Genomic DNA, 18,635 nt, shown 5'->3' with positions numbered 1-18,635 from the left:
CTCCCGGAACACCGCCAGGTTACCTGAGCCGCCCGGCGACGGCTACTGAACTCCTCCGGCGTTTCTTCAGGTGCCACGAAAGAAGAATCACTGCCCTCGGCCATCCGGTGGGCGGACGGCGCCGAGCAGGCCGCTGAGCCGGACGTCCGGCGTCACCACGTCGGGATCCGTTCGCACGTCGATCACACACGGCCGTTGCCGGACCAGTGCGCTGGCGATGATGGGCTCCAGCTCCTCCCGATCGTCCACCGTGTACCCGGCCGCGCCGAGGCCGCGCGCCCAGGAGGCGAAGTCCGTCAACGGGATCGTCACGCCCGAAAGCCGCCCGTGGGTGCGGGCCTGGTGCATCGCGAGCGCGCCGTGGAGCCCGTTCTGGAACACCACCACCATCACCGGCGCGCGGTAGCGGACGGCGGTCTCGATCTCCTGCCCGGTCATCAGGGTGCCGGCGTCGCCGACCATGGCGACGACGGACCGGCGCGGTTCCGCCAGCTTGGCCGCCACCGCCGCGGGCACGGCGTAGCCCATCGCCGCGTTGCTGGGGCCGAGCTGGCTGCGCGGCGCCGTGAAGCACCAGTAACGGTGCATGAACTGCGCGAAGTTGCCCGCGTCGCTGGTCACGATGGTGTCTTCAGGAGCCAGCTTACGCAGCGCGCGGACCACGTCCACGGGATGGACGCGGCTGTTTCCGCTGGTGTCGGGGGGCGTCATGAACGTGTGCACGGCCGCGTTGGCCGCCGAGGCCCGGCGCGTGCGCGGGGTGGCGACCGCGCGCAGCTCCCGCAGGAACGGCTCCACCTCGGCGTCGACGCGGAAGGTCAGGCCGCGGCGGCGCTGCGCGTCGATGCCGGTGCCGACCAGGACCAGTGTCTGCTGCGACGTCGGGTAGCGGTAGCCCTGGGTGGTCACCTCGTCGAGCTGGGTGCCCAGCGCGAGCACGACGTCCGCGCGTTCCAGGGCGTCCAGCTGCCGCGCCGGGATGCCGAGCCCGAGGTGCCCGGCGTACCGCTCATGCGTCTCCGGGAAGGCGTCCTGCCTGCGGAAAGCGTTGTAAACCGGCAGGGAGAGCTCGTCCGCGACGGCGATCAGCTCGTCCCGCGCCGAACGCGCCCGGCCGCCGACGATCACCACCGGATAGCGCGCCTCGTCGACCAGCCCGGCCACGGCTTCGGCCGAACGGCCCAGCGTCCCGGTGGCGGGCGGGCGCACGGTCGCGACCGGTTTGGCCGAGTCGTACGGCACTCCCCACGCGTCGCTGGGCACCCCGATCACGACTGGGCCCGGCCGTCCCTCGCGGGAGCGGGTCAGGCCCTCGGCCACCAGCCCGGGCACGCCGTCCGGGTCCTCGGCGCGCACGCACCACTTCGAGATGGACTCGAACATCGCCGTGAGATCGGAAGTCGGCAGCTCGCCGGCGGTCACGCGGTCCAGCGCCGGCGTCTCCAGCAGCACGACCATCGGGGTCTCGTCCTGGTAGGCCGTCTGGACGCCGATGACCAGGTTCGCCGCACCCGGGCCGCGGCTCGCGAGCAGCACGGCGGGGCGCTCGGTGAGCTTGCCCTCGGCTTCGGCCATGAACGCGGCACCAGAGTCGTGCCGCGCCGCGACCAGCGTGATTTCGCGCTCGCGTTGCAGCGCGTCGAGCAACGGCAGGAACGACTCGCCGGCCACTGCGTACACCCGACGCACGTGTGCCTCGATCAGGATGCGCACGGCCGTCTGGGCGACGGTCGCCCCTACTTGGTATCTAATGAGGAGAGCTTAGGGCGGCACTGTTGACCGGAGTCAAGTGATCTTCCGGTAATGACCACGAGAATCGGCCGAATGTCCGCTTTGGCCGCCCCGTGCACGGAAGCGAGGACCGCTGTCTTGACGTCACCGGAACACGAAACTGTTTTCACGTATGGCGCCCCTGCGCTCAAGTACGGCACTGGCGCCAGCGAAGAGATCGGTTACGACCTCACGCAGTACGGCGCCCGTCGCGTGCTCATCGTGACCGACCCGGTGGTCGCGGCCACCGGCTGGCCGGAGCGGATCGCGACGGGGATCGCCGGCTACGGCATCGAGGCCGAGGTCTTCGACGGCGTCCACGTCGAGCCCACGGACGTCAGCATGCAGAAGGCGGTCGACTTCGCGCGCGGCTCCGGGCCGTACGACGCGTTCGTCGCGGTCGGCGGTGGCTCCAGCATCGACACGGCGAAGGCCGCGAACCTGTTGACCAGCAACGACGGCGAGCTGATGGACTACGTGAACGCGCCGGTCGGCGGCGGCCGCGCGCCCGCCCGTCCGCTGAAGCCGCTGGTCGCGGTGCCGACCACCACCGGCACCGGCTCCGAGAGCACCACCGTGTGCGTGCTGGACGTGCTGTCGATGCGGGTGAAGAGCGGCATCAGCCACCTGCGGCTCCGCCCGACGCTGGCGGTCGTCGACCCGCTGCTGACGGTTTCGCAGCCCGCCGGCGTGACGGCCGCGAGCGGCATGGACATCCTGTGCCACGCGGCGGAGAGCTACACCGCCAAGGCGTACACGGACTTCGCGCGCAAGCGCCCCGAGGAGCGGGTGCCGTACTGCGGCGCGAACCCGCTGGCGGACATGTTCGCGGAGAAGTCGCTGGAACTGCTTTCCTGGGCGCTGCCCGCGGCCGTCCGCGACGGGTCGGACCTCAAGGCGCGCGAGGCGATGGCGCTGGCCGCGACGTTCGCGGGCCTCGGCTTCGGCAACGCCGGCGTGCACATCCCGCACGCCAACGCGTACCCCATCGCGGGCCAGGTCCGTGACTTCCACCCCGAGGGTTACCCCGGTGACGAAGCCATGGTCCCGCACGGCATGGCGGTTTCGCTGACGGCGCCGGCAGCGTTCCGCTTCACCTTCGAAGCGGCGCCCGAACGGCACCTGCGCGTCGCCCGCCTGCTCGCCCCGGACTTCCAGTGGAACGGCGACGACGCCGGCCACCTGCCCGCGGTGCTGATCAATCTGATGCGCGAGATCGGCATCCCGCCGGGCCTCGGCGCCGTCGGCTATTCTGAGTCCGATGTGGACTCCCTGGTGCCGGGAACCCTGAAGCAGCAACGACTGCTGGCGACCGCCCCGCGCGAAGCCACCGAAGAAGACCTCGCCGCGATCCTGCGCGCCTCGGTGGAGCTGTGGTGAGCGGCTACCCGCACTGGCAGACGGTTCCGTTGCGCTGGAAGGACAACGACGTCTACGGGCACGTGAACAACGTCGTCCACTACTCCCTGATGGACACGGTGATCAACACCTGGCTGATCAGCCGCGGCGGCCTGGACATCACCGGCGGCGAGGTGATCGGGCTCTGCGTGGAATCGCATTGCGCGTACCACGCTTCGGTTTCCTTCCCGGAGTCGCTGCGGATCGGGCTGCGCGTCGCCCACCTCGGCCGCTCCAGCGTGCGCTACGAGATCGGCATGTACGCGGACTCGGCCGAAGACCTGCTGGTCGCGGAGGGCCACTTCGTGCACGTGTTCGTCGACCGGGAGACCCGGCGCCCGGTCGAGGTGGCCGGGAAGCTGCGGGATTCGCTGGCGGAACTCACCACTTCAGGCGGCTGACCGCGTCGGCCAGCGCCTGGGCTGAGGCGAGGGTGGAGAACGACCACAGCACGGTGAACCCGCCGGCGCCGGTCAGCCGGACGTCGGCGTAACGCAGGATCGGCAGCCGGCGGTTGTTCTTGAACCGCCGGTCGGGCCCGCCGCTCAGGTTCGCGAACTTCCAGGTGGTGCCGACCCGCTGCGCGTCGGGCGGAATCGCGCCGTCCTCGATGAACCACTGCTCGGACCACGTCGCGGTGATGCCGCTGTACGGCATCTCGGCGTAGGTGCTGCCGTCCCGCAGGAGGACGCGGTCCGGCAGGAAGTACACCGAGCGCTCGGCCGATTGCAGTGACGGGACGGCGACGTTGGTCCGCAGGTGCACCGGTCCCCGCAGGTCGCGCCGCAGCGGACGGCGGTGGATCAGGTGCCCCGCCCCGGCGTTGACCTTGCGCTGGTGGGTGGAGTGCAGCGCGCCCCGCGCGAGCACGTGCCAGGCCCCCGACGCCTGGCACACCGGGCCGAATTCCTTGAGCAGCAACTGAAACCGGTCCTGAGCCGGGCCGTCGACCTCGTAGAACACCACCACGGCGCGACGCACCTGGTCCCGCCAGAAGAGCCAGACCGTCAGCAGCGCGCCGGGAATCAGCAGCCACGGCGTCGCGGCCATGAGCAGCAGCGAGCCCAGCAAGGCCCAGGGCCACAGGCGATGGGCGTGCGAAGCCGTGTTGAGCTGGCCGACGAGCGTGGCCGGATCGGCGTCGGACAACGCCTCCGCGCGCGCCCCGGTCAGGTCCGTCGTCACCACCGGCACTTCGACCCGCGGCCCCACCAGCACCGGTGACTGGTGCCCGGTGGTGGTGGCCCGATAACGCACGCCCGCGGTGTCCACCCGCATGAAACCGCCGCGCGGCCCCGCGCCCACCCGAAGGCCCGGAATCCTTGCGGTGGCACCGATTCCCGAAGCGGAGACTCGTACTTGCAACGGCCCCAGCCGCACGCTGGTCCGCCGGTAGATCGACATCAGCGTCCTCGCTCTCGTTCGCCGATGTCGACAAATCGCCGGGGCCGGGCCCGCTGTTATGCCTCCGGCCGTCTTGGCGTCGGACTGTCACTCGCTCGACGCCGGTACGTGACCTGGCCCGCGTGAGTGAGCCTCAGAGCCGCCACGACCACCGACAGCAGACAACGGCCACGGAATCCGTAATCCACCTGGCCCAGTGCGCTCGTCCGATGGCCTGAACTTCTCCCCCGGCGGCAACCCCGATCGATAACCTGGCTGCTCCACCGCCCGAGCGAGGGAGCTTCATGACCACGGCACGTCACGCGCCGGACCTGCTTTCCCCGGAATTCGCCGCCGACCCGTATGCCGCGTACGACATCATGCTCGAGGACGAGCCGCTGATCTGGCACGAAGGCATGCAGAGCTACATCGTTTCCCGGTACGACGACGTGGCCAGGGCGTTCCGCGAACCCGTTTTCACCACCGACAACTACGGCTGGCAGCTCGAGCCCGCGCACGGGCGCACGATCCTGCAGATGAGCGGGCGCGAGCACTCGATCCGCCGGGCGCTGGTCGTGCCCGCGTTCCGCGGCAGCGAGCTGGAGCAGAAGTTCCTGCCGGTGATCAAACGCAACTCGGCCCGGCTGATCGACGGGTTCCGCCACCGCGGGCACGCCGACCTGGTCGAGGACTACGCGCGGCACTTCCCGATCAACGTGATCGTGGACATGCTGGGACTGGACCAAAGCGACCACGAGCGTTTCCAGATCTGGTACACCTCGATCATCGCCTTCCTCGGAAACCTCAGCCAGGACCCCGAAATCGCCGCGGCCGGGATGCGCACGCGCGAGGAGCTGGCCGCCTACCTGATCCCGATCATCCGGCAGCGGCGGGAAAACCTCGGCGACGACCTGCTGTCCACCCTCTGCGCGGCCGAGGTCGACGGCACCTCGATGAGCGACGAGGACATCAAGGCGTTCTGCAGCCTGCTGCTCGCCGCCGGCGGCGAGACGACGGACAAGGCCATCTCCAGCCTGTTCCGGAATCTGCTCGCCCATCCCGAGCAGCTGGACGCGGTCCGCAACGACCACGGGCTGATCCCCAAGGCGTTCGCCGAAACGCTGCGCCACACGCCGCCGGTGCACATGATCATGCGCCAGCCGGCCGAGGACATCGAGATCGCCGGGCAGCCGATCCCCGCGGGCAGCACCGTGACCTGCCTGATCGGCGCGGCCAACCGCGACCCGCGGCGGTTCTCGAACCCGGACGCGTTCGACATTTTCCGCGAAGACCTGCCGACCGAGACGGCGTTCTCCGCGGCGGCGAGCCACCTGTCCTTCGCGCTGGGACGGCATTTCTGCGTCGGCGCGCTGCTGGCCAAGTCGGAGATCGAGGTCGGGGTCGCGCAACTGCTCGACGCGATGCCGGACCTGCGCCTGGACGAGGGCGCGGCGCCGGTTGAGAAGGGCGTGTTCACCCGTGGCCCGGCCTCGCTGCCGGTCCGGTTCACGCCCAGCTGAAGGCGCCGGAAAACGAGTCCGCCGGGCTGGCCACGTAAGTCGGTGTGAACGTCACGGGCAGGGATTCCAGCCCGCGCATCCACATCGACGGCCGCCACACCAGGCTCTCCACCGGCACGGACAGCGAGAGGTCCGGCAGCCGGTCCAGCAGCACCTCGACGGTGGTCCGGGCGATCACCTCCGCGACCTCCGGCGCCGGGTGCGGGCAGCCGTGCTCGCCGTGCCCGAACGACATGTGCGCGTGGTTGCCCAGCGCGCCGCCGGCCAGGTCCGGGCGCACGTGCGGGTCGGCGTTCGCGGCGGCCAGGCCGAGCACCAGCAGGTCGCCCGCACGGACGCGGCGGCCGCCGAGCTGGGTGTCGCGCGTCGCGAAGCGGCCGATGAAGTTCTGCGTCGGGGTGTCGTGCCAGAGCACCTCGTTCAACGCCTCGCCGACGCTCCCGCGCCCGCCCGTGAGCGTCATCGCGAACCGGTCGTCGGTCAGCATCAACCGGATCGTGTTGCCGATCCAGTTCGCCGTCGGCTGCTGCGCCGCGGCCGTGACCACCAGCAGGTCCTGGATGATCTCCGCGTCGGTGAGCTGCGCCGGGTGCTGCACCATGTGCGACGGCACGTCCGCGCCGGGCCGCTGGTGCTTGCCGGCCAGCAGCCGTCCCATCGCCTCCTGCACGCGGCCGTACGCCGGGATCGCGTCCGGGCCGACGTCGAGCGAGATCGCCACATCCCGTACCAGCGCCGGGGTTTCCGCCTCCGGCATGCCGTACATCTTGGCGACCGCGAGCAGCGGGATCTGCATCGCGAACTGCGCGATCAGGTCCGCCTCGCCGCTGCCGGCGAAGGCGTCGATCAGCTGGTCCGCGATCCGCTCGCAGTGCGAGCGCAGGTCGAACTGGTCCACCGCCGACAGGGCGTCGCCGATCGCGCCCGCGCGGCGCCGGTGCTCCAGCGCCTCGGTGAACATGACCGACGGGTTGTACGCGACGTACGGCAGCAGCGGCCAGTCCGAAGGCACGTTGTCCCACTGGTTCCAGCGCCGGGTATCGCGTTGGTACAGCAGGTTGTCGCTGGTCACCTGGTGGATCTCGCGGTAGCCGATGACCAGCCACGCGGGCACGTCGCCGTCGAGCAGCACCGGGGCGACGCCGCCGTGCTGTTGCCGGATCTGCGCGTACAGCGCCGCGGGGTCTTCCTGGAACTGCGTCCCGTACAGCTTCACGAACTCGTCGGCGGCGGCGGAGGCCAGGTCGGCCACCGGGTTCTGCGGAAAACCGGTGCTGTGCTGGAAATCGGTCACGGCTGGTGCTCCCGGGCGGTGGACAGCGAGTAGAGGTGGTCGACGAGCGCGATCAGCACGTTCTTCGAGGAGTCGCGGCGGCGGGCGTCGCAGTCGATCAGCGGCACGTCGGCGGACAGGTCCAGCGCGCCGCGCACGTCGTCGAGATCGTGGGTCGGGCGCTCGAAGTTGTTGCGCGCCACGATGAACGGCGTGCCGTGGTGCTCGAGGCGGTCGATCGCGTACCAGGAGTCCTCGAGCCGGCGGGTGTCCACCAGCACCACGGCGCCGAGCGTGCCGGAGAACAGCCGGTCCCAGAGGAACCAGAACCGCTCCTGCCCCGGCGCGCCGAACAGGTACAGCACCATCCGCTCGTCGAGGCTGATCCGGCCGAAGTCGAACGCGACGGTGGTGGTGGTCTTCGCCTGGCGGTCGTGGGGATGGTCGATCCCGACCCCCGCCTGCGTCATCGTCTCCTCGGTGCTCAGCGGCCGGATCTCGCTGACCGAGCGGACCATGGTCGTCTTGCCGACGCCGAACCCGCCCACGATCACGATCTTGAGGCCGTCCGCCGCCGTGGCGGCCAGCGGAGCGCGGGTCGTGCGTTCAGAGGTTGCGGAGTCCAACGAGCACCTTCTTGAGGAATTCGGAGTCGGGAATGGAAACGCTCGCCGTGGCCGAGGAGGGGTGCCGGGCGGAGACCCGGCCGCTGTCGAGCAGGTCCGTGAGCAGGATCTTGACCACGCTCACCGGCAGTGCCAGCTCGGCGGAGATCTCCACCACCGACGTCGGGCGCTCGGCGATCCGCAGGATCCGCACGTGCTCGGACTGCATCCCGCCCGACGGCGCGGACTCGGTCACGATGAGCGTGACCAGGTCCAGCTCGACGTCGTCGGCGCGGCTGCGCCCGCCGGTGACGGTGTAGAGCCGGTCCGGGTCCTCACCCTCGACGGCGCGGCTGATCACGGCGTCGGACCGGCCGGGGCGTACCGGGGCGCCGAGGTGAGGAACGCGCCGATCTGCTCGACCAGCTCGTCCATGTTGTGCCCGATCAGGCCGACGTCGGCGTCCTCGGCGGCGATCACCGCGAGGTGCGCGCCGATGCCGGCCTCGACGATGAACAGGATCCCGCCGTGGAACTCGGTCATCGAGTTGCGCACGCCGCCGCTGCCGTCGCCGAACTCCGCGGACGCGCCGTGGGACAGGGCCTGCACGCCGGCGGCGATCGCGGCCAGCTGGTCGGCCTTGTCGACGGTGAGCCCGGCGGTGTGGCAGAGCTTCAGGCCGTCCTTGGACAGCACCAGCGCGTGCACCGCGCCGTGGGTGTTGCCGACGAGATTCTCCAGCAGCCATTCCAGGCTCGGGTTCTGGGCGTTCATCGAGAATCCGGGGGCGGCGCCGGACGGCTCCAGCCCCCTTGCTCCAATCTGGGGGATCCGGTTCGGCAGCGGGAAAGCATCAGGCATCAGTCTTCGTCCGCGCCCGGCTGCTCCGGCGAATCGGCAGCGGCTTTGCGGGTACGGCTCTGCTGGAAGGCGCCGAACCGCGCGCCGCTGTCACCGCTCGGACGGGACTGCCGCGGGCCGGGGGATGGCGCGAGCAGCTGTCGGTTCGACGCGGCCAGTGTCTGGCCACGCGGGCGCTTCGGCAGCGAGCCGGGCTCGCGCGGCTCCGAGGGCGATTCCTCCGGCCACGCGCGGCTCGCTCCGGCGGCCACCAGCTCCGCGCGCCGGGGCGCGAGCTCGGGCAGCGGCTCCGGCCGCGGCTGCGTGATCAGGTGGTTCGGGATCCGCATGACCACACCGATTCCGCCGCGCGAGGACGGGCGGAAGAACACGTGCAGCTGGTGCTTGCGGCCGAGCTGGCCGACCACGGCGAGGCCGAGCCGGGTGCCCGACAAGGCCGTCAGGTCAAGCGGTTCGTGCAACGCCACGGCCTTCTCGGCACGGACCAGCGCCTGCGGCTTCATGCCCAGCCCGCCGTCTTCGATGGTGATCACGGCGCCGTTGTGCAGGTCCTCGACGTACACGTGGACCTCCTCGGACGGCGCGGAGAACTTGGTCGCGTTGTCCATCAGCTCGGCCAGCGCGTGCATCACGTCCTCGGCCGCGTAGCCGGCGACGGCCGCGCCGCTGGTGGAGTGGACGCGGACCCGCTGGTACGCGCCGATCCGGCCCATCGCGCCGCGCAGGATGCTCTCCATCCGGATCGGCTTGGCCCAGCGCCGGCCGGAGCGGGCGCCGGTGAGCACCGCGATCGAGTCGGCGAGCCGTCCGGCCTGCGCCGTGCTGTGGTCGACGTTCAGCACGTCGCCGAGCATGTCCTCGGCGATGCGGTTCTCGATCTCGCGCAGGTCGCCGAGGATGCTGGTGGTCAGCGCCTGCACCCGGCCGGCGGCGTTCGCGCAGGCCGCGGTGGCCGCCGCCCGGCGCCGCTCGCCGATCGCGATCTCCTCGACCAGCATCCGGACGATCCGCTCGTGCGCGTCGTTCCCGGGCCGGGGCATCGAGCTGAACACGGTGGCGGCCGTCGTGCCTTCGCGCAGCCGGGTGATCACCGCGGGCATGGTCTGGTCCACCAGGTGGGCCAGGTCGGCGTCGGCCAGACCGGCCCGGGCCTGCGCCGCCTGTGCCTCCTCCTCGGCCCGGCGGGCGCGTTCCTCGGCCTGCTCGATCCGGTCCGTGCCACGCGTCGCGAGGAAAACGGCGCCGCAGAGCAGCAGCCAGGTCATGGCGCCCGCAACCGCGACGAGCACCCGCACGCCCCCGGGCACCGCGAGCGTCACCAGCACCCACAGCGCACCGATGACCACCGCCGTCGCCGGCACCGCGAGCGCGGCCGGTACGGCGGTCCGGCGCGGCTGCGCTCGGTGTGCGGGCAGTAGTTCCGACATGGCTTGAAGTCCTCGCGTCCGATAGATGGGGAGACAGTACGGAAAAACCGCGTTTTCGGTTCTCGGTCCGGCACTGGTCGTACTCGCCGCTCCAAAGTCTCGATGACGGGACCAGGATATTAGCCCCACCGACAACGCCCCTGTTGAGGAGCACGGCCTATCACCAAAGCGGTCGCATAGCACTTCACCACTGATAATTACGTTGTGCGACAACGGGTTCGACTCGCAGTCGCCAATTCCGGCGGTTATTCGCCCGCCATTTCCCCCCGATCAGAGCAACACACTCACCGGCTTGGTCGCACGCAGCACGACAAGGCGTGACCGAATCGTCGAATTCACCACCGGAAAGGGAAAAGCCCGTCGCGCGGCCGGTGAGGGCGGGCGACGGGCTGGACGCTGGTGGTCAGCTCTTGTTGGTTCCCGGGGTGAGCACCTTGTCGATGACGAAGACGGTGGCGTTCTTGGTGGGGATGTTGCCGCAGAGGATCTTGGCGCCGTTGACGGTCATGTTGTCGCCGGTGCCTTCGATCTTCAGCGGGCCGCCCGCGGTGTCGAGCGAGGTGACCGAGCCGCCGGCGGCGGCCAGGCCCTTGGCGTCGTAGCGCTTGGGCAGCACGTGGTACTGCAGGATCGGCGCCAGCTGGCTCGGGTTGTTCGCCAGCTCGGTGAACTTCGCGTCGCCCAGTGCGGCGAACGCGGGGTCGGCCGGGGCGAAGACGGTGATCGCGGACTGGCTGTTGAGCGTGTCGACCAGGTTGGTGGCCTTGACCGCGGCGACCAGCTTGGTCAGCAGCGGGTTGGTCGAGGCGGCGGACGCGACCGGCTGCGGGCCCATCGAGTCCAGCGAGCCGGCCGCGCTGCCCTGGGGCAGCTGCGAGCAGGCCGGGCCGAACACGTCGGCGTTGGTGGTCACGCCGTCACTGGCGCCGCTGGCCATCGAGGACGACATCGGGGCGGCCGGGGCCGGGGTGTTGCTGCCGGCCGACGAGCCGCTGCCGGTGCTGCTGCCGCAGGCGGACAGGGCGAGGGCGGCGACAGCGGTGACGCCGAGACCGGCGATGCGCAGGGACTTCACGGGAATTCTCCGTTCACTGTGGACAGAATCGAGGGCGGAAGATCTGGGGGGACACCGCAGGTCTTCCGACGCCGCGGTGTGCTCTCGCCAGGGATTCGGCCCTGCCGGCGGAACGGATTGGTCGGGTCTTGGCCGGATTTCGGCGGACCGCCGCTTACCATCGAGGGAACGCAGCGGGGGGACCTGATGAGCGAGGACGGGCCCGGCCGGGACTGGTCGGCGGCCGAGAAGTCGGCCTACCGCCGGCTCGTGCGCGCCCACCACCCGGACTTCGGCGGCGACCCGGACACGTTCGCGGCCGAGCTGGCGCGGTTCCACGCGCGCCGCGAGGCCCCGCCGGACGACATCGTGTTCGTCACCAAGCGCCGGGGCCTCGGCCGGATCGTGGACGCGGTGGCGGAGCGCCGTCGTAAGCGCCGCCGCCCGCCTCGGGTCAGCTGATTCCTTCAGGAAATCCGGGCGCTGCGAGTCTTCGTGGAGAACCGGAATTCCAGCGTCACCGGCAGCTCGTCCAGGTCGAGGGCCTGACGCAGGCGCGGCAGCACCGTCGACTCGAGCTCGCGGCGGATCTCCGGCAGGTCGCCGTCCTGATCGACGCTCAGCACCGCCGCCAGGCGCGGCGCGGTGGGCGGCCCGGCGAGGGTCGCGTGGGCGTCGTGCACGCCCGGGCAGGCGGCGAGTTCCGCGACGAACGGCTCGACGGCCACGCTCGCGGCGAGCGACGTCGTCCCTTCGGTCGGGTCAGTATCGAAGCGCCAGACCTGCGTGCGCGGCTTGTGGGTGAGCTGGGCGGCGAGCCACCGCAGCGTCAGCAGCCCGAGCACGATCGCGGCCCCGGCGACGACGTACAGCACCCACGACGGCGGCAGGCCGGTGCCGGGGACCAGCGGCGCGTCCGGCCGCAGCAGCGTGAGCTTCCGGAAGTGCGTCGCGACGGCGAACCCGCCGGCCGCGAGCAGCACCAGTCCCAGCACCACGAGCAGGCCGCGGTTGAGCCGGGCCGGGCGGTTGAGGTCGGTCACGACGCGCTCCCGGAGGTCTTGAGCCGGACCTTCACGGCCGGCGGGGTGACGGGGTCGATCTGGCCGATGCGCTGCTCGACGGCGGTGCGCACGGCGTCGGCGAGCCCCTCGGTGCTGGTGCGGGCCGTGGTCACGACGGCCTTCACCCGGCGTCGCCCGAGCTTCAGCTTGGCGCCACTGACACCGTCCACAGTGGACGCAGCGGCGCGCAGGGTGGACCGGTAGCTGCGCCGCGAGGCCCCGGAGTCGAGGTCACCGCGCAGCGGCAGCACCCTCGCCCGTCCCGGCAGGACGGCGGCGAGCAGCAGGACCAGGCCGAGCAACGCCGCCACCCCGCCCGCGACGGCCGGGATCACGTCGGTCCAGTGCTGGCCGTGGAGCCAGCCGGTCACCGCCGCGCAGCTGATCCACGGCCGTTCGCCGAGCAGCAGCTGGACCGAGACGGCCGCGGCGAGCACGCACACGGCGAGGATCACCAACGCGCTCAACGTGGCCGGCGCACTGCGTCGCGGTCGGCGTTTCACAGGACCCTCCTCGGTTCGGCCGCGCTGGTGGGGAGCGCGGTGACGGTGATGTCCACGCGGGAGACCGCGAGCCCGGTCAGCTCGGCCGTCCGGCGTCGCAGGTGCTCGCGCGCGGCCTCCGTGGTCTTGGCGACCGGCAGCGGGTAGCCGATGGAGAGCCGGACGTCGAGCGTCACGGTGTCGGCGCCGACCTGCGCGGTCACCTTGGCCGGGTCCGCGCCGTCGACCTCGGTCACCGCCTGCGTGGCGATGCGCTGCACCGTGCGGTCGGCGATAGTGAGCGCGCCGCGGTCGTCGGCCGGCGCAATGGTGGTCACGGGGTCAGCCCCGGTCGCGGCCGGTCAGGTGGGACAGGTCGAGCTTGCCGTCGAGGAACCGGCCGGCCAGCAGGCCGAGCGCGCCGAGGACCAGCACGAGCAGGAAGGCGCCGAAACCGCCGAACGCGGCGGCGAGGCCGAGGGCGAGGCCGGTCAGCAGCCCCAGTTGGGTCGAGTTCACGACTTGTTCTCCTCACGAGTGGTAGCGGCTGGGTCGGCGACGTCGCCGACCCACACGTCGACGGGTCGCCCGAGCGGGCCGAGCGCCGCGCGGACCTCGTCCCCGAGCCCGGGCACGGCGGCGGCGTCCCGGGCGACGACGCCGATCGTGACCAGGTCGTCGCGGACCCGGACGCCACGCACCCGGCGGCCGGGTGCGAACGTCGAGATCTCCCCGAACCGGCCGCCGTGCAGGCCGGCGACTCCCGGCAGGGCCGTCACGACGGCGGCGAGGCGGCCGGCGTCGGTGCTCACTGCACGCGGCCGGTGGGCGCGGAGCCGGAGTCGTCGGAGTCGTCACCCTCGCCGGGGATGTGCACGTCGGAGACGTTGATGTTGACCTCGACGACCTCGAGCCCGGTCATCTGCTCGACCGCGCCGATCACGTTGCGGCGGACCGAGCGGGAGAGATCGGCGATCGAGACGCCGTACTCCACCAGGATCTGCAGGTCGACGGCGGCTTGCTTCTCCCCCACCTCGACGGAGACGCCCTGGCCGGCCGAGGCGGACGCGCCCGGGATGCGCTCGCGGATGGCGCTGAACGCGCGGGCGGCGCCGCCACCCAGGTCGTACACGCCGGAGACCTCGCGTGCGGCCAGCCCGGCGACCTTCTGCACCACGGTGTCCGCGATGGTGGTCGCCCCGTGCGAGGAGCTGAGCGCGCTGGTGCCCGGCTTCTCCATCTCACCAGCGGAAACCGTGTTCTTCGTGGCCGTGTCGGTCATGATCTCTCCTCAGGTCGGTGCGGAGGCCTTGCCCTCCCCCACACCGAGATAGACCCCCGGCACGCGAAATCGTCACGACCCGATCGTGTGGTCCACGTCTCGCCCGGCCCGGGGAATCCACAGTGGACGATCGCGCCGCCGTGCACGAGGGCCGCCGGGACCGTGCCGGATAGACTCCCGGCCATGGCCGAGCTGGAAATCATCACGGAGAAATCCGACCCCGCGGTGCAGCGGATCCTCGACGTCACCAAGCCGTCGCGGTCCAGCATCAAGACGACGCTGATCGAGGACGCCGAGCCGCTCCTGCAGTGCCTCGGCGCGGGGCTGGGGTTCATCGAGGTGTACGGGAGTGAAAACACGCCCGTACCAGCTGATCTGCTGGCCGCCTGCGCGGAGCGGAACGTGCCGGTCCGGCTGATGGACACCACGGTCGTCAACCACCTGTTCAAGGGCGAGCGGAAGCCGAAGATCTTCGGCATCGCGCGCGTCCCTCGGCCGAGCGCTTTCAGTGACGTCCAGCAGCGGACGGGTGACCTCGTGGTCCTCGACGGAGTGAAGATCGTCGGCAACATCGGCGCCATCGTGCGGACTTCCTTCGCCCTCGGCGCCGCCGGTATCGTCCTGGTCGACAGCGACCTGGGCAGTATCGCCGACCGTCGGCTGATCCGCGCCAGCCGCGGTTACGTGTTCTCCCTGCCGATCGTGCTTGCCACCCGCGAAGAGGCGATCGAGCACATCCGCGCGAGCGGCCTGTCCCTGATGATCTTCGACGCGGACGGCGAACTGACCGTCGACGACCTGGGCAAGCAGGACGAACGCCTGGCCCTGCTCTTCGGCAGCGAGAAGACCGGTACGTCCGACGGCTTCCGCGGCATCCCGTCCACCTCGGTGTCCATCCCGATGATCAGCTCGGCGGAATCGCTGAACGTCTCGGTTTCGGCGGGCATCGCCCTGCACGAACGCACCCGCCGAAACGTCACAGCCGACTGAACGCGGTCCTATGTGGACCGATCAAGCCCAGTGCTTCACGAACCCGGCTGCCGCGGCGCCAGCCTCCTCCGGGTGCGAAGCGCTCAGGAAGTGCTGGCCACCCTCGACGACTTCCAGGCGGGCTTCGGGCGAGCCGGTGAACAGGCGGATCTCCTCCTCGGCGTTCGCCACCGAGTAGACCTGGTCCGCGGTGCCGTGCAGCCATCGGACCGGGCAGCGGACCTCGTCCAGCCGGCCGTGGAGCCCGTCGCGGTCGCGCAGGTTGACCGTGCTGACGCGCAGCCGGTGGCGGCCGTCGTCACCGGTGTAATTGGCGCGGTAGGCGGCGAGCCAGAACTCGCGCTCCTCGTCCGAAACTCCGCCCAGGCCGGACCCGAGCACCGCGTCCACGAAGAAGTCCGGCACCACCCAGTCGTCGCCGACCGGCTCGGCCAGCGCGTCGATCACCGCCGAGTTGGAGGCGAACGCGTCCCAGCAGCCCAGGTCACGGCTGCGCGGGCTCTCGAAGTCCATCGAGGTGCCAAGGAGCAGCAGGCCCCGCACGACGTCCGGGGCGAGCAGCGCCATGCGCGCCGCCATCCAGCCGCCCTGCGAGGTCCCGAGCACAAACGCCTCGCGGATGCCGAGGGCCGCGAGGACCTGCAGGTTCGCGATCGCGCTGTCCCAGTAGGTGAACTGGCGGTAGGTCGCCCGCGTGCGGCCGTGCCCGTACGGCTCCAGCGCGAGCAGGTTGGCCACGGACCCGAGCACCGGGTCGGCGAACTGCGGCCGGTACAGCTCGGCGGAGGTGGTGAACGAGTTGATCAGGACCAGCGTCGGCAACGAGGGATCGTACGGCTTGCCGAAGGTGTACCCGACGGTTGACCCGCCGAGGTGGGGGATCTCGATGGTCTGGTCGATCCTGCTCATGCGCCGCTCCCTGATCCGTGCCCGGAGCAGCCGAGTCTAGAACCCCTGGTCAGCGAATGGTTACGTCGGCGGGCAGGTCCGCCGAGGACCGTCCCAAATAGACGGTTCGGGTCCGTCGGCCTGCTTGGGAGATCCGGGCAAACCCCTCAGGAACGGGTGCCGGACAGCCCGCTGTGGTCGTTGACAGCCGATTTGACCGCCGTCGGGTGGGCCGCTTCCGCGATCGCCTCCAGGGAGGTCCGCAGCGTCCGGAGGGCCTGATCGCCGAGGCCCGCGATCAGCCGGGTCATCACTTCCTCGACGATGGTGTTGCAGCGTCGTTCCAGCTCGTCGCCGTCGGGCGTGATCCGGTGCAGAATCGCTTTGCCGACACCGGGCCGGCGTTCGAGCAGCCCGCGCTGTTCGAGGCGGGCGACCACCGCGCCCGCGGACTGATCGGACTGGCCGGTGACCAGCGCCAGCGCGTGGGTCGAGGAATCCGGCTCGGCCGCGACGGCGTGCAGCACACCCCACTGCGGCAACGTCATCCCCACCTGGGCGAGGGCGGCCTCGCAGGCCATCTGCTTGCGCAGCTGAGCCCGTCGCAACAGCACCGCGACGTCAACGCCGCTGGGCCTGTCCTGATCCGCTGTCATTTCCACAGTGTAAGACTATCTCCCGTCCCTTATATAACCACACGTATACGGCGTCATTCCGTCGCCAGCTCGGCGGTGGCGTCGTGGCCGGCCGCGGTGACGCGGCGGAGGAAGCCGGCCAGCAGCTCGAGTTCGGCTTCGGTGTAGCCGGCGCAGATGGCGTCCATCGCCGTGTTCATGCCCGCGTAGTGGCGGATCAGCTCGCCGTTGCGGTCGCGCAGCGCGCGCACGGTGATCGCCCGCCGGTCGGCCGCCTCCGGATCGCGTTCGCGGACGATCCAGCCGCCGCGTTGCAGCCGGTCGAGGATCCCGGTGAGCGTCGCCGGGTGCAGCCCGGCCGTGCGCGCCAGCACGCTCGGGCTGAGCGGGCCGGTGCGCTGGATCAGCTCGAGGCAGTCGAGGTCGACGTCCTTGATCCGCACGGCCGAGCTGACCTGGTGGTTCAGCAGCGACAGCTGGTTGCGCAGGTCGCGCAGCGACTCCTTGACGGCAGTGATGGCTCGCCGCTGCTCGCGAGACGATACGGAACTCATATGATATTCTCCCGATAAGTTATGCGAGGGAGTCTATCGTGAAATTCGTGCTCGTCGCCGCGACCGGCCGCGTCGGCCGTCTCGTGCTCGACCAGGCCGTCGCCGCAGGCCACGACGTGACTGCTGTTGCGCGGCGGCCCGAGGGGCTGCCGGGGCCCGCGGTGGCCGTGGACTTCACCCGCCCGGACCTCGACGCACTCGCCGCCGCACTGGCCGGCGCCGACGCCGTGGTGTCCGCGCTCGGCCCGCGCACCCGGGCGGAAGACGGCATCGTCTCGGCCGGAACCCGGGCGTTGACCGCGGCGATGGCGACCGCGGGCGTCCGCCGCCTGGTCGCGGTGAGCGTCGCCGGCATCGCGATGCGTGAGGGCGAGGACCGCGACCCCGGCGCCGGCTGGTTCACCCGGAACGTGCTGAGCCGGCTCGCGCAAGCCCGTCTCGGCGCGCACTACGCCGACATCGCCGCCACCCACGATCTGTTGCGCCACACCGATCTCGACTGGACCACCGTCGGCTGCCCCCTGCTCACCGACCGCCCCGCCACCGGCACCCACCGCCTCGCCTACGACCACCCCGTCCCCCACGGCTGGCGAATCAGCCGAGCCGACGCCGCCACTTGCCTCCTGACGACAATCCCCGAGCCCGCCACTTTCCGCCGCTGCCTCGCTATCGCCTGCTAGCCCTTGTGAGTGTTCATGCCGGTTCTAACCGTCATAGCCACTCACGAGCCCCTTCCTGATCGGCACTTTCGCGTTGACGCAGTTGGGGACGATCGCCGCGTTCGGGCTCGCTTGCGGGTTTTCCTGCTGTGCCTGGCCGATGTGGTGCTCGGGGTGAGCTTCCGCTGACCCGGCCTCGGCCACTCACTGCCGCGAACGACGCTCGCGATACGCCTGGATCTTCGACTGCGTGGCGTCGTCCGGATCCTCGCCGGTTTCAGGATCCATCGACTCGACCGTGGTCAGGATGCGCTCGATCCGGTCCGCGTAAGCCGGATACTTCTGCCAGTACGCCACCGGCAGTGACAGCACAGCGGCAAGGAGATCGCCGGGGTAGTAGTCGCCTTCCGCCAGTGGCTCGCGCTCCAGCACGGTCAACGCTCGCGGCAGCACAGCTTCGGTGCCGACGTCCTGCCCCAGCAGGATGCGAAGGTCCTCGACCCCCAGTTGGCCGATCGGCTTCCGGCGCAGTCGGTGAACTGTCCGCACCAGATACGAGGCGTCGGAAGGCGCGTCACCCCAGGGCCGCTTCTCGATCGCTTCGAGTGTCAGGCCCAGGTCGCCATCCACATTGTCGTCCATTGATCAGACTTCCCTCTCCGTACGAGACTCCGCCATTCGGGGGAGATCCCAGCATCCCAACCTGCCCCGATCACCGCTGCCGTCCGGCTTTCGGGCAACCCTGGAAATCGTTCGGGCAGAGACCCGCCAAGCCGTACTGTGCCCTCTT

24 protein-coding genes are annotated in these 18,635 nt (G+C 70.7%); 6 read left to right on the top strand and 18 right to left on the bottom strand.

Translation table 11 applies throughout. The features are described 5' to 3' along the window. Nucleotides 1-87: 87 nt before the first annotated feature. Complete coding sequence (locus tag OG371_RS17660; protein WP_329073138.1) at nucleotides 88-1,752, bottom strand: thiamine pyrophosphate-dependent enzyme; 1,665 nt, start codon at nucleotides 1,750-1,752, stop codon at nucleotides 88-90. A gap of 117 nt (nucleotides 1,753-1,869) precedes the next feature. Here OG371_RS17660 and OG371_RS17655 point away from each other — a divergent pair, with 117 nt between their 5' ends. Together OG371_RS17655 and OG371_RS17650 are read left to right on the top strand one after the other, a co-directional pair. After that, on the top strand, nucleotides 1,870-3,150 hold the full coding sequence (locus OG371_RS17655; protein ID WP_329070575.1) for a hydroxyacid-oxoacid transhydrogenase: 1,281 nt from the start codon (nucleotides 1,870-1,872) through the stop codon (nucleotides 3,148-3,150). Beyond that, complete coding sequence (locus tag OG371_RS17650; protein WP_329070573.1) at nucleotides 3,147-3,569, top strand: acyl-CoA thioesterase; 423 nt, start codon at nucleotides 3,147-3,149, stop codon at nucleotides 3,567-3,569. Before OG371_RS17655 ends, OG371_RS17650 begins: the two co-directional genes overlap by 4 nt. Here OG371_RS17650 and OG371_RS17645 read toward each other — a convergent pair. Then, nucleotides 3,550-4,572 carry a hypothetical protein gene (locus OG371_RS17645; RefSeq protein WP_329070571.1) on the bottom strand — a complete coding sequence of 341 codons (1,023 nt, stop codon included), beginning with the start codon at nucleotides 4,570-4,572 and terminating at the stop codon, nucleotides 3,550-3,552. The genes OG371_RS17650 and OG371_RS17645 overlap by 20 nt on opposite strands. A 284-nt stretch (nucleotides 4,573-4,856) precedes the next feature. Between OG371_RS17645 and OG371_RS17640 the strand changes: the two genes are divergently transcribed. Next, on the top strand, nucleotides 4,857-6,071 hold the full coding sequence (locus OG371_RS17640; protein ID WP_329070568.1) for a cytochrome P450: 1,215 nt from the start codon (nucleotides 4,857-4,859) through the stop codon (nucleotides 6,069-6,071). On the opposite strand, the gene OG371_RS17635 is transcribed toward OG371_RS17640, so the two are convergent. The 6 genes from OG371_RS17635 to OG371_RS17610 form a co-directional block, all read right to left on the bottom strand. Continuing rightward, a complete protein-coding gene (locus OG371_RS17635) occupies nucleotides 6,058-7,323 on the bottom strand; it encodes a cytochrome P450 (RefSeq protein ID WP_329073136.1) in 1,266 nt (421 codons plus the stop codon). The genes OG371_RS17640 and OG371_RS17635 overlap by 14 nt on opposite strands. A 38-nt stretch (nucleotides 7,324-7,361) precedes the next feature. Next, on the bottom strand, nucleotides 7,362-7,898 hold the full coding sequence (locus OG371_RS17630) for a GTP-binding protein (protein WP_329073134.1): 537 nt from the start codon (nucleotides 7,896-7,898) through the stop codon (nucleotides 7,362-7,364). Nucleotides 7,899-7,950: 52 nt separating this feature from the next. Then, nucleotides 7,951-8,310, bottom strand: coding sequence for a DUF742 domain-containing protein (locus OG371_RS17625; RefSeq protein ID WP_329070566.1), 360 nt, complete (start codon nucleotides 8,308-8,310; stop codon nucleotides 7,951-7,953). Next, complete coding sequence (locus OG371_RS17620) at nucleotides 8,307-8,723, bottom strand: roadblock/LC7 domain-containing protein (RefSeq protein ID WP_329073131.1); 417 nt, start codon at nucleotides 8,721-8,723, stop codon at nucleotides 8,307-8,309. The genes OG371_RS17625 and OG371_RS17620 overlap by 4 nt, the downstream gene beginning before the upstream one ends. 86 nt (nucleotides 8,724-8,809) lie before the next feature. Further along, nucleotides 8,810-10,237: a sensor histidine kinase gene (locus tag OG371_RS17615; RefSeq protein ID WP_329070564.1), complete on the bottom strand. Its 1,428-nt coding sequence runs from the start codon at nucleotides 10,235-10,237 to the stop codon at nucleotides 8,810-8,812. A gap of 403 nt (nucleotides 10,238-10,640) precedes the next feature. After that, on the bottom strand, nucleotides 10,641-11,312 hold the full coding sequence (locus tag OG371_RS17610; protein ID WP_329070562.1) for a fasciclin domain-containing protein: 672 nt from the start codon (nucleotides 11,310-11,312) through the stop codon (nucleotides 10,641-10,643). Nucleotides 11,313-11,498: 186 nt separating this feature from the next. On the opposite strand from OG371_RS17610, the gene OG371_RS17605 reads away from it, so the two are divergent. After that, on the top strand, nucleotides 11,499-11,753 hold the full coding sequence (locus OG371_RS17605) for a hypothetical protein (RefSeq protein WP_329070560.1): 255 nt from the start codon (nucleotides 11,499-11,501) through the stop codon (nucleotides 11,751-11,753). Between the two features lie 5 nt (nucleotides 11,754-11,758). Here OG371_RS17605 and OG371_RS17600 read toward each other — a convergent pair whose 3' ends face one another. The 6 genes from OG371_RS17600 to OG371_RS17575 are packed head-to-tail and all read right to left on the bottom strand — an operon-like array spanning nucleotide 11,759 to nucleotide 14,119. Beyond that, the gene (locus tag OG371_RS17600) at nucleotides 11,759-12,334 is read right to left on the bottom strand and encodes an alkaline shock response membrane anchor protein AmaP (RefSeq protein ID WP_329070558.1); all 576 of its coding nucleotides are present in this window, start codon (nucleotides 12,332-12,334) and stop codon (nucleotides 11,759-11,761) included. Continuing rightward, nucleotides 12,331-12,858: a DUF6286 domain-containing protein gene (locus OG371_RS17595; protein ID WP_329070554.1), complete on the bottom strand. Its 528-nt coding sequence runs from the start codon at nucleotides 12,856-12,858 to the stop codon at nucleotides 12,331-12,333. Before OG371_RS17595 ends, OG371_RS17600 begins: the two co-directional genes overlap by 4 nt. Further along, entirely contained in the window at nucleotides 12,855-13,175 is a 321-nt protein-coding gene (locus OG371_RS17590) for an Asp23/Gls24 family envelope stress response protein (RefSeq protein WP_329070552.1), read from the bottom strand. Before OG371_RS17590 ends, OG371_RS17595 begins: the two co-directional genes overlap by 4 nt. Nucleotides 13,176-13,179: 4 nt before the next feature. Further along, nucleotides 13,180-13,356 carry a hypothetical protein gene (locus OG371_RS17585; RefSeq protein WP_091629582.1) on the bottom strand — a complete coding sequence of 59 codons (177 nt, stop codon included), beginning with the start codon at nucleotides 13,354-13,356 and terminating at the stop codon, nucleotides 13,180-13,182. Beyond that, complete coding sequence (locus OG371_RS17580) at nucleotides 13,353-13,649, bottom strand: hypothetical protein (RefSeq protein ID WP_329070550.1); 297 nt, start codon at nucleotides 13,647-13,649, stop codon at nucleotides 13,353-13,355. Before OG371_RS17580 ends, OG371_RS17585 begins: the two co-directional genes overlap by 4 nt. Beyond that, nucleotides 13,646-14,119 carry an Asp23/Gls24 family envelope stress response protein gene (locus OG371_RS17575; RefSeq protein ID WP_329070548.1) on the bottom strand — a complete coding sequence of 158 codons (474 nt, stop codon included), beginning with the start codon at nucleotides 14,117-14,119 and terminating at the stop codon, nucleotides 13,646-13,648. Before OG371_RS17575 ends, OG371_RS17580 begins: the two co-directional genes overlap by 4 nt. Before the next feature lie 183 nt (nucleotides 14,120-14,302). Between OG371_RS17575 and nshR the strand changes: the two genes are divergently transcribed. Then, complete coding sequence (gene nshR, locus OG371_RS17570) at nucleotides 14,303-15,109, top strand: NshR/TsnR family 23S rRNA methyltransferase (protein WP_329070546.1); 807 nt, start codon at nucleotides 14,303-14,305, stop codon at nucleotides 15,107-15,109. 21 nt (nucleotides 15,110-15,130) lie between these two features. Here the strand turns inward: nshR and OG371_RS17565 are convergent, their stop codons facing one another. The 3 genes from OG371_RS17565 to OG371_RS17555 form a co-directional block, all read right to left on the bottom strand. After that, entirely contained in the window at nucleotides 15,131-16,018 is an 888-nt protein-coding gene (locus OG371_RS17565) for an alpha/beta fold hydrolase (RefSeq protein WP_329070544.1), read from the bottom strand. A 146-nt stretch (nucleotides 16,019-16,164) separates the two neighbouring features. After that, on the bottom strand, nucleotides 16,165-16,653 hold the full coding sequence (locus OG371_RS17560; RefSeq protein ID WP_329070542.1) for a MarR family winged helix-turn-helix transcriptional regulator: 489 nt from the start codon (nucleotides 16,651-16,653) through the stop codon (nucleotides 16,165-16,167). 53 nt (nucleotides 16,654-16,706) lie between these two features. After that, nucleotides 16,707-17,186, bottom strand: coding sequence for a MarR family winged helix-turn-helix transcriptional regulator (locus tag OG371_RS17555; RefSeq protein WP_329070541.1), 480 nt, complete (start codon nucleotides 17,184-17,186; stop codon nucleotides 16,707-16,709). Between the two features lie 38 nt (nucleotides 17,187-17,224). On the opposite strand from OG371_RS17555, the gene OG371_RS17550 reads away from it, so the two are divergent. After that, complete coding sequence (locus OG371_RS17550; protein ID WP_329070539.1) at nucleotides 17,225-17,866, top strand: NAD(P)-dependent oxidoreductase; 642 nt, start codon at nucleotides 17,225-17,227, stop codon at nucleotides 17,864-17,866. A gap of 183 nt (nucleotides 17,867-18,049) precedes the next feature. Here the strand turns inward: OG371_RS17550 and OG371_RS17545 are convergent, their stop codons facing one another. Beyond that, nucleotides 18,050-18,487 carry a contact-dependent growth inhibition system immunity protein gene (locus OG371_RS17545; RefSeq protein ID WP_329070537.1) on the bottom strand — a complete coding sequence of 146 codons (438 nt, stop codon included), beginning with the start codon at nucleotides 18,485-18,487 and terminating at the stop codon, nucleotides 18,050-18,052. Nucleotides 18,488-18,635: the final 148 nt, after the last annotated feature.

The sequence above is a fragment of the Amycolatopsis sp. NBC_01480 genome (assembly GCF_036227205.1).
In the GTDB taxonomy this organism is placed as follows: Bacteria; Actinomycetota; Actinomycetes; order Mycobacteriales; family Pseudonocardiaceae; genus Amycolatopsis.
This window is presented reverse-complemented; position numbering and strand designations above follow the sequence as displayed.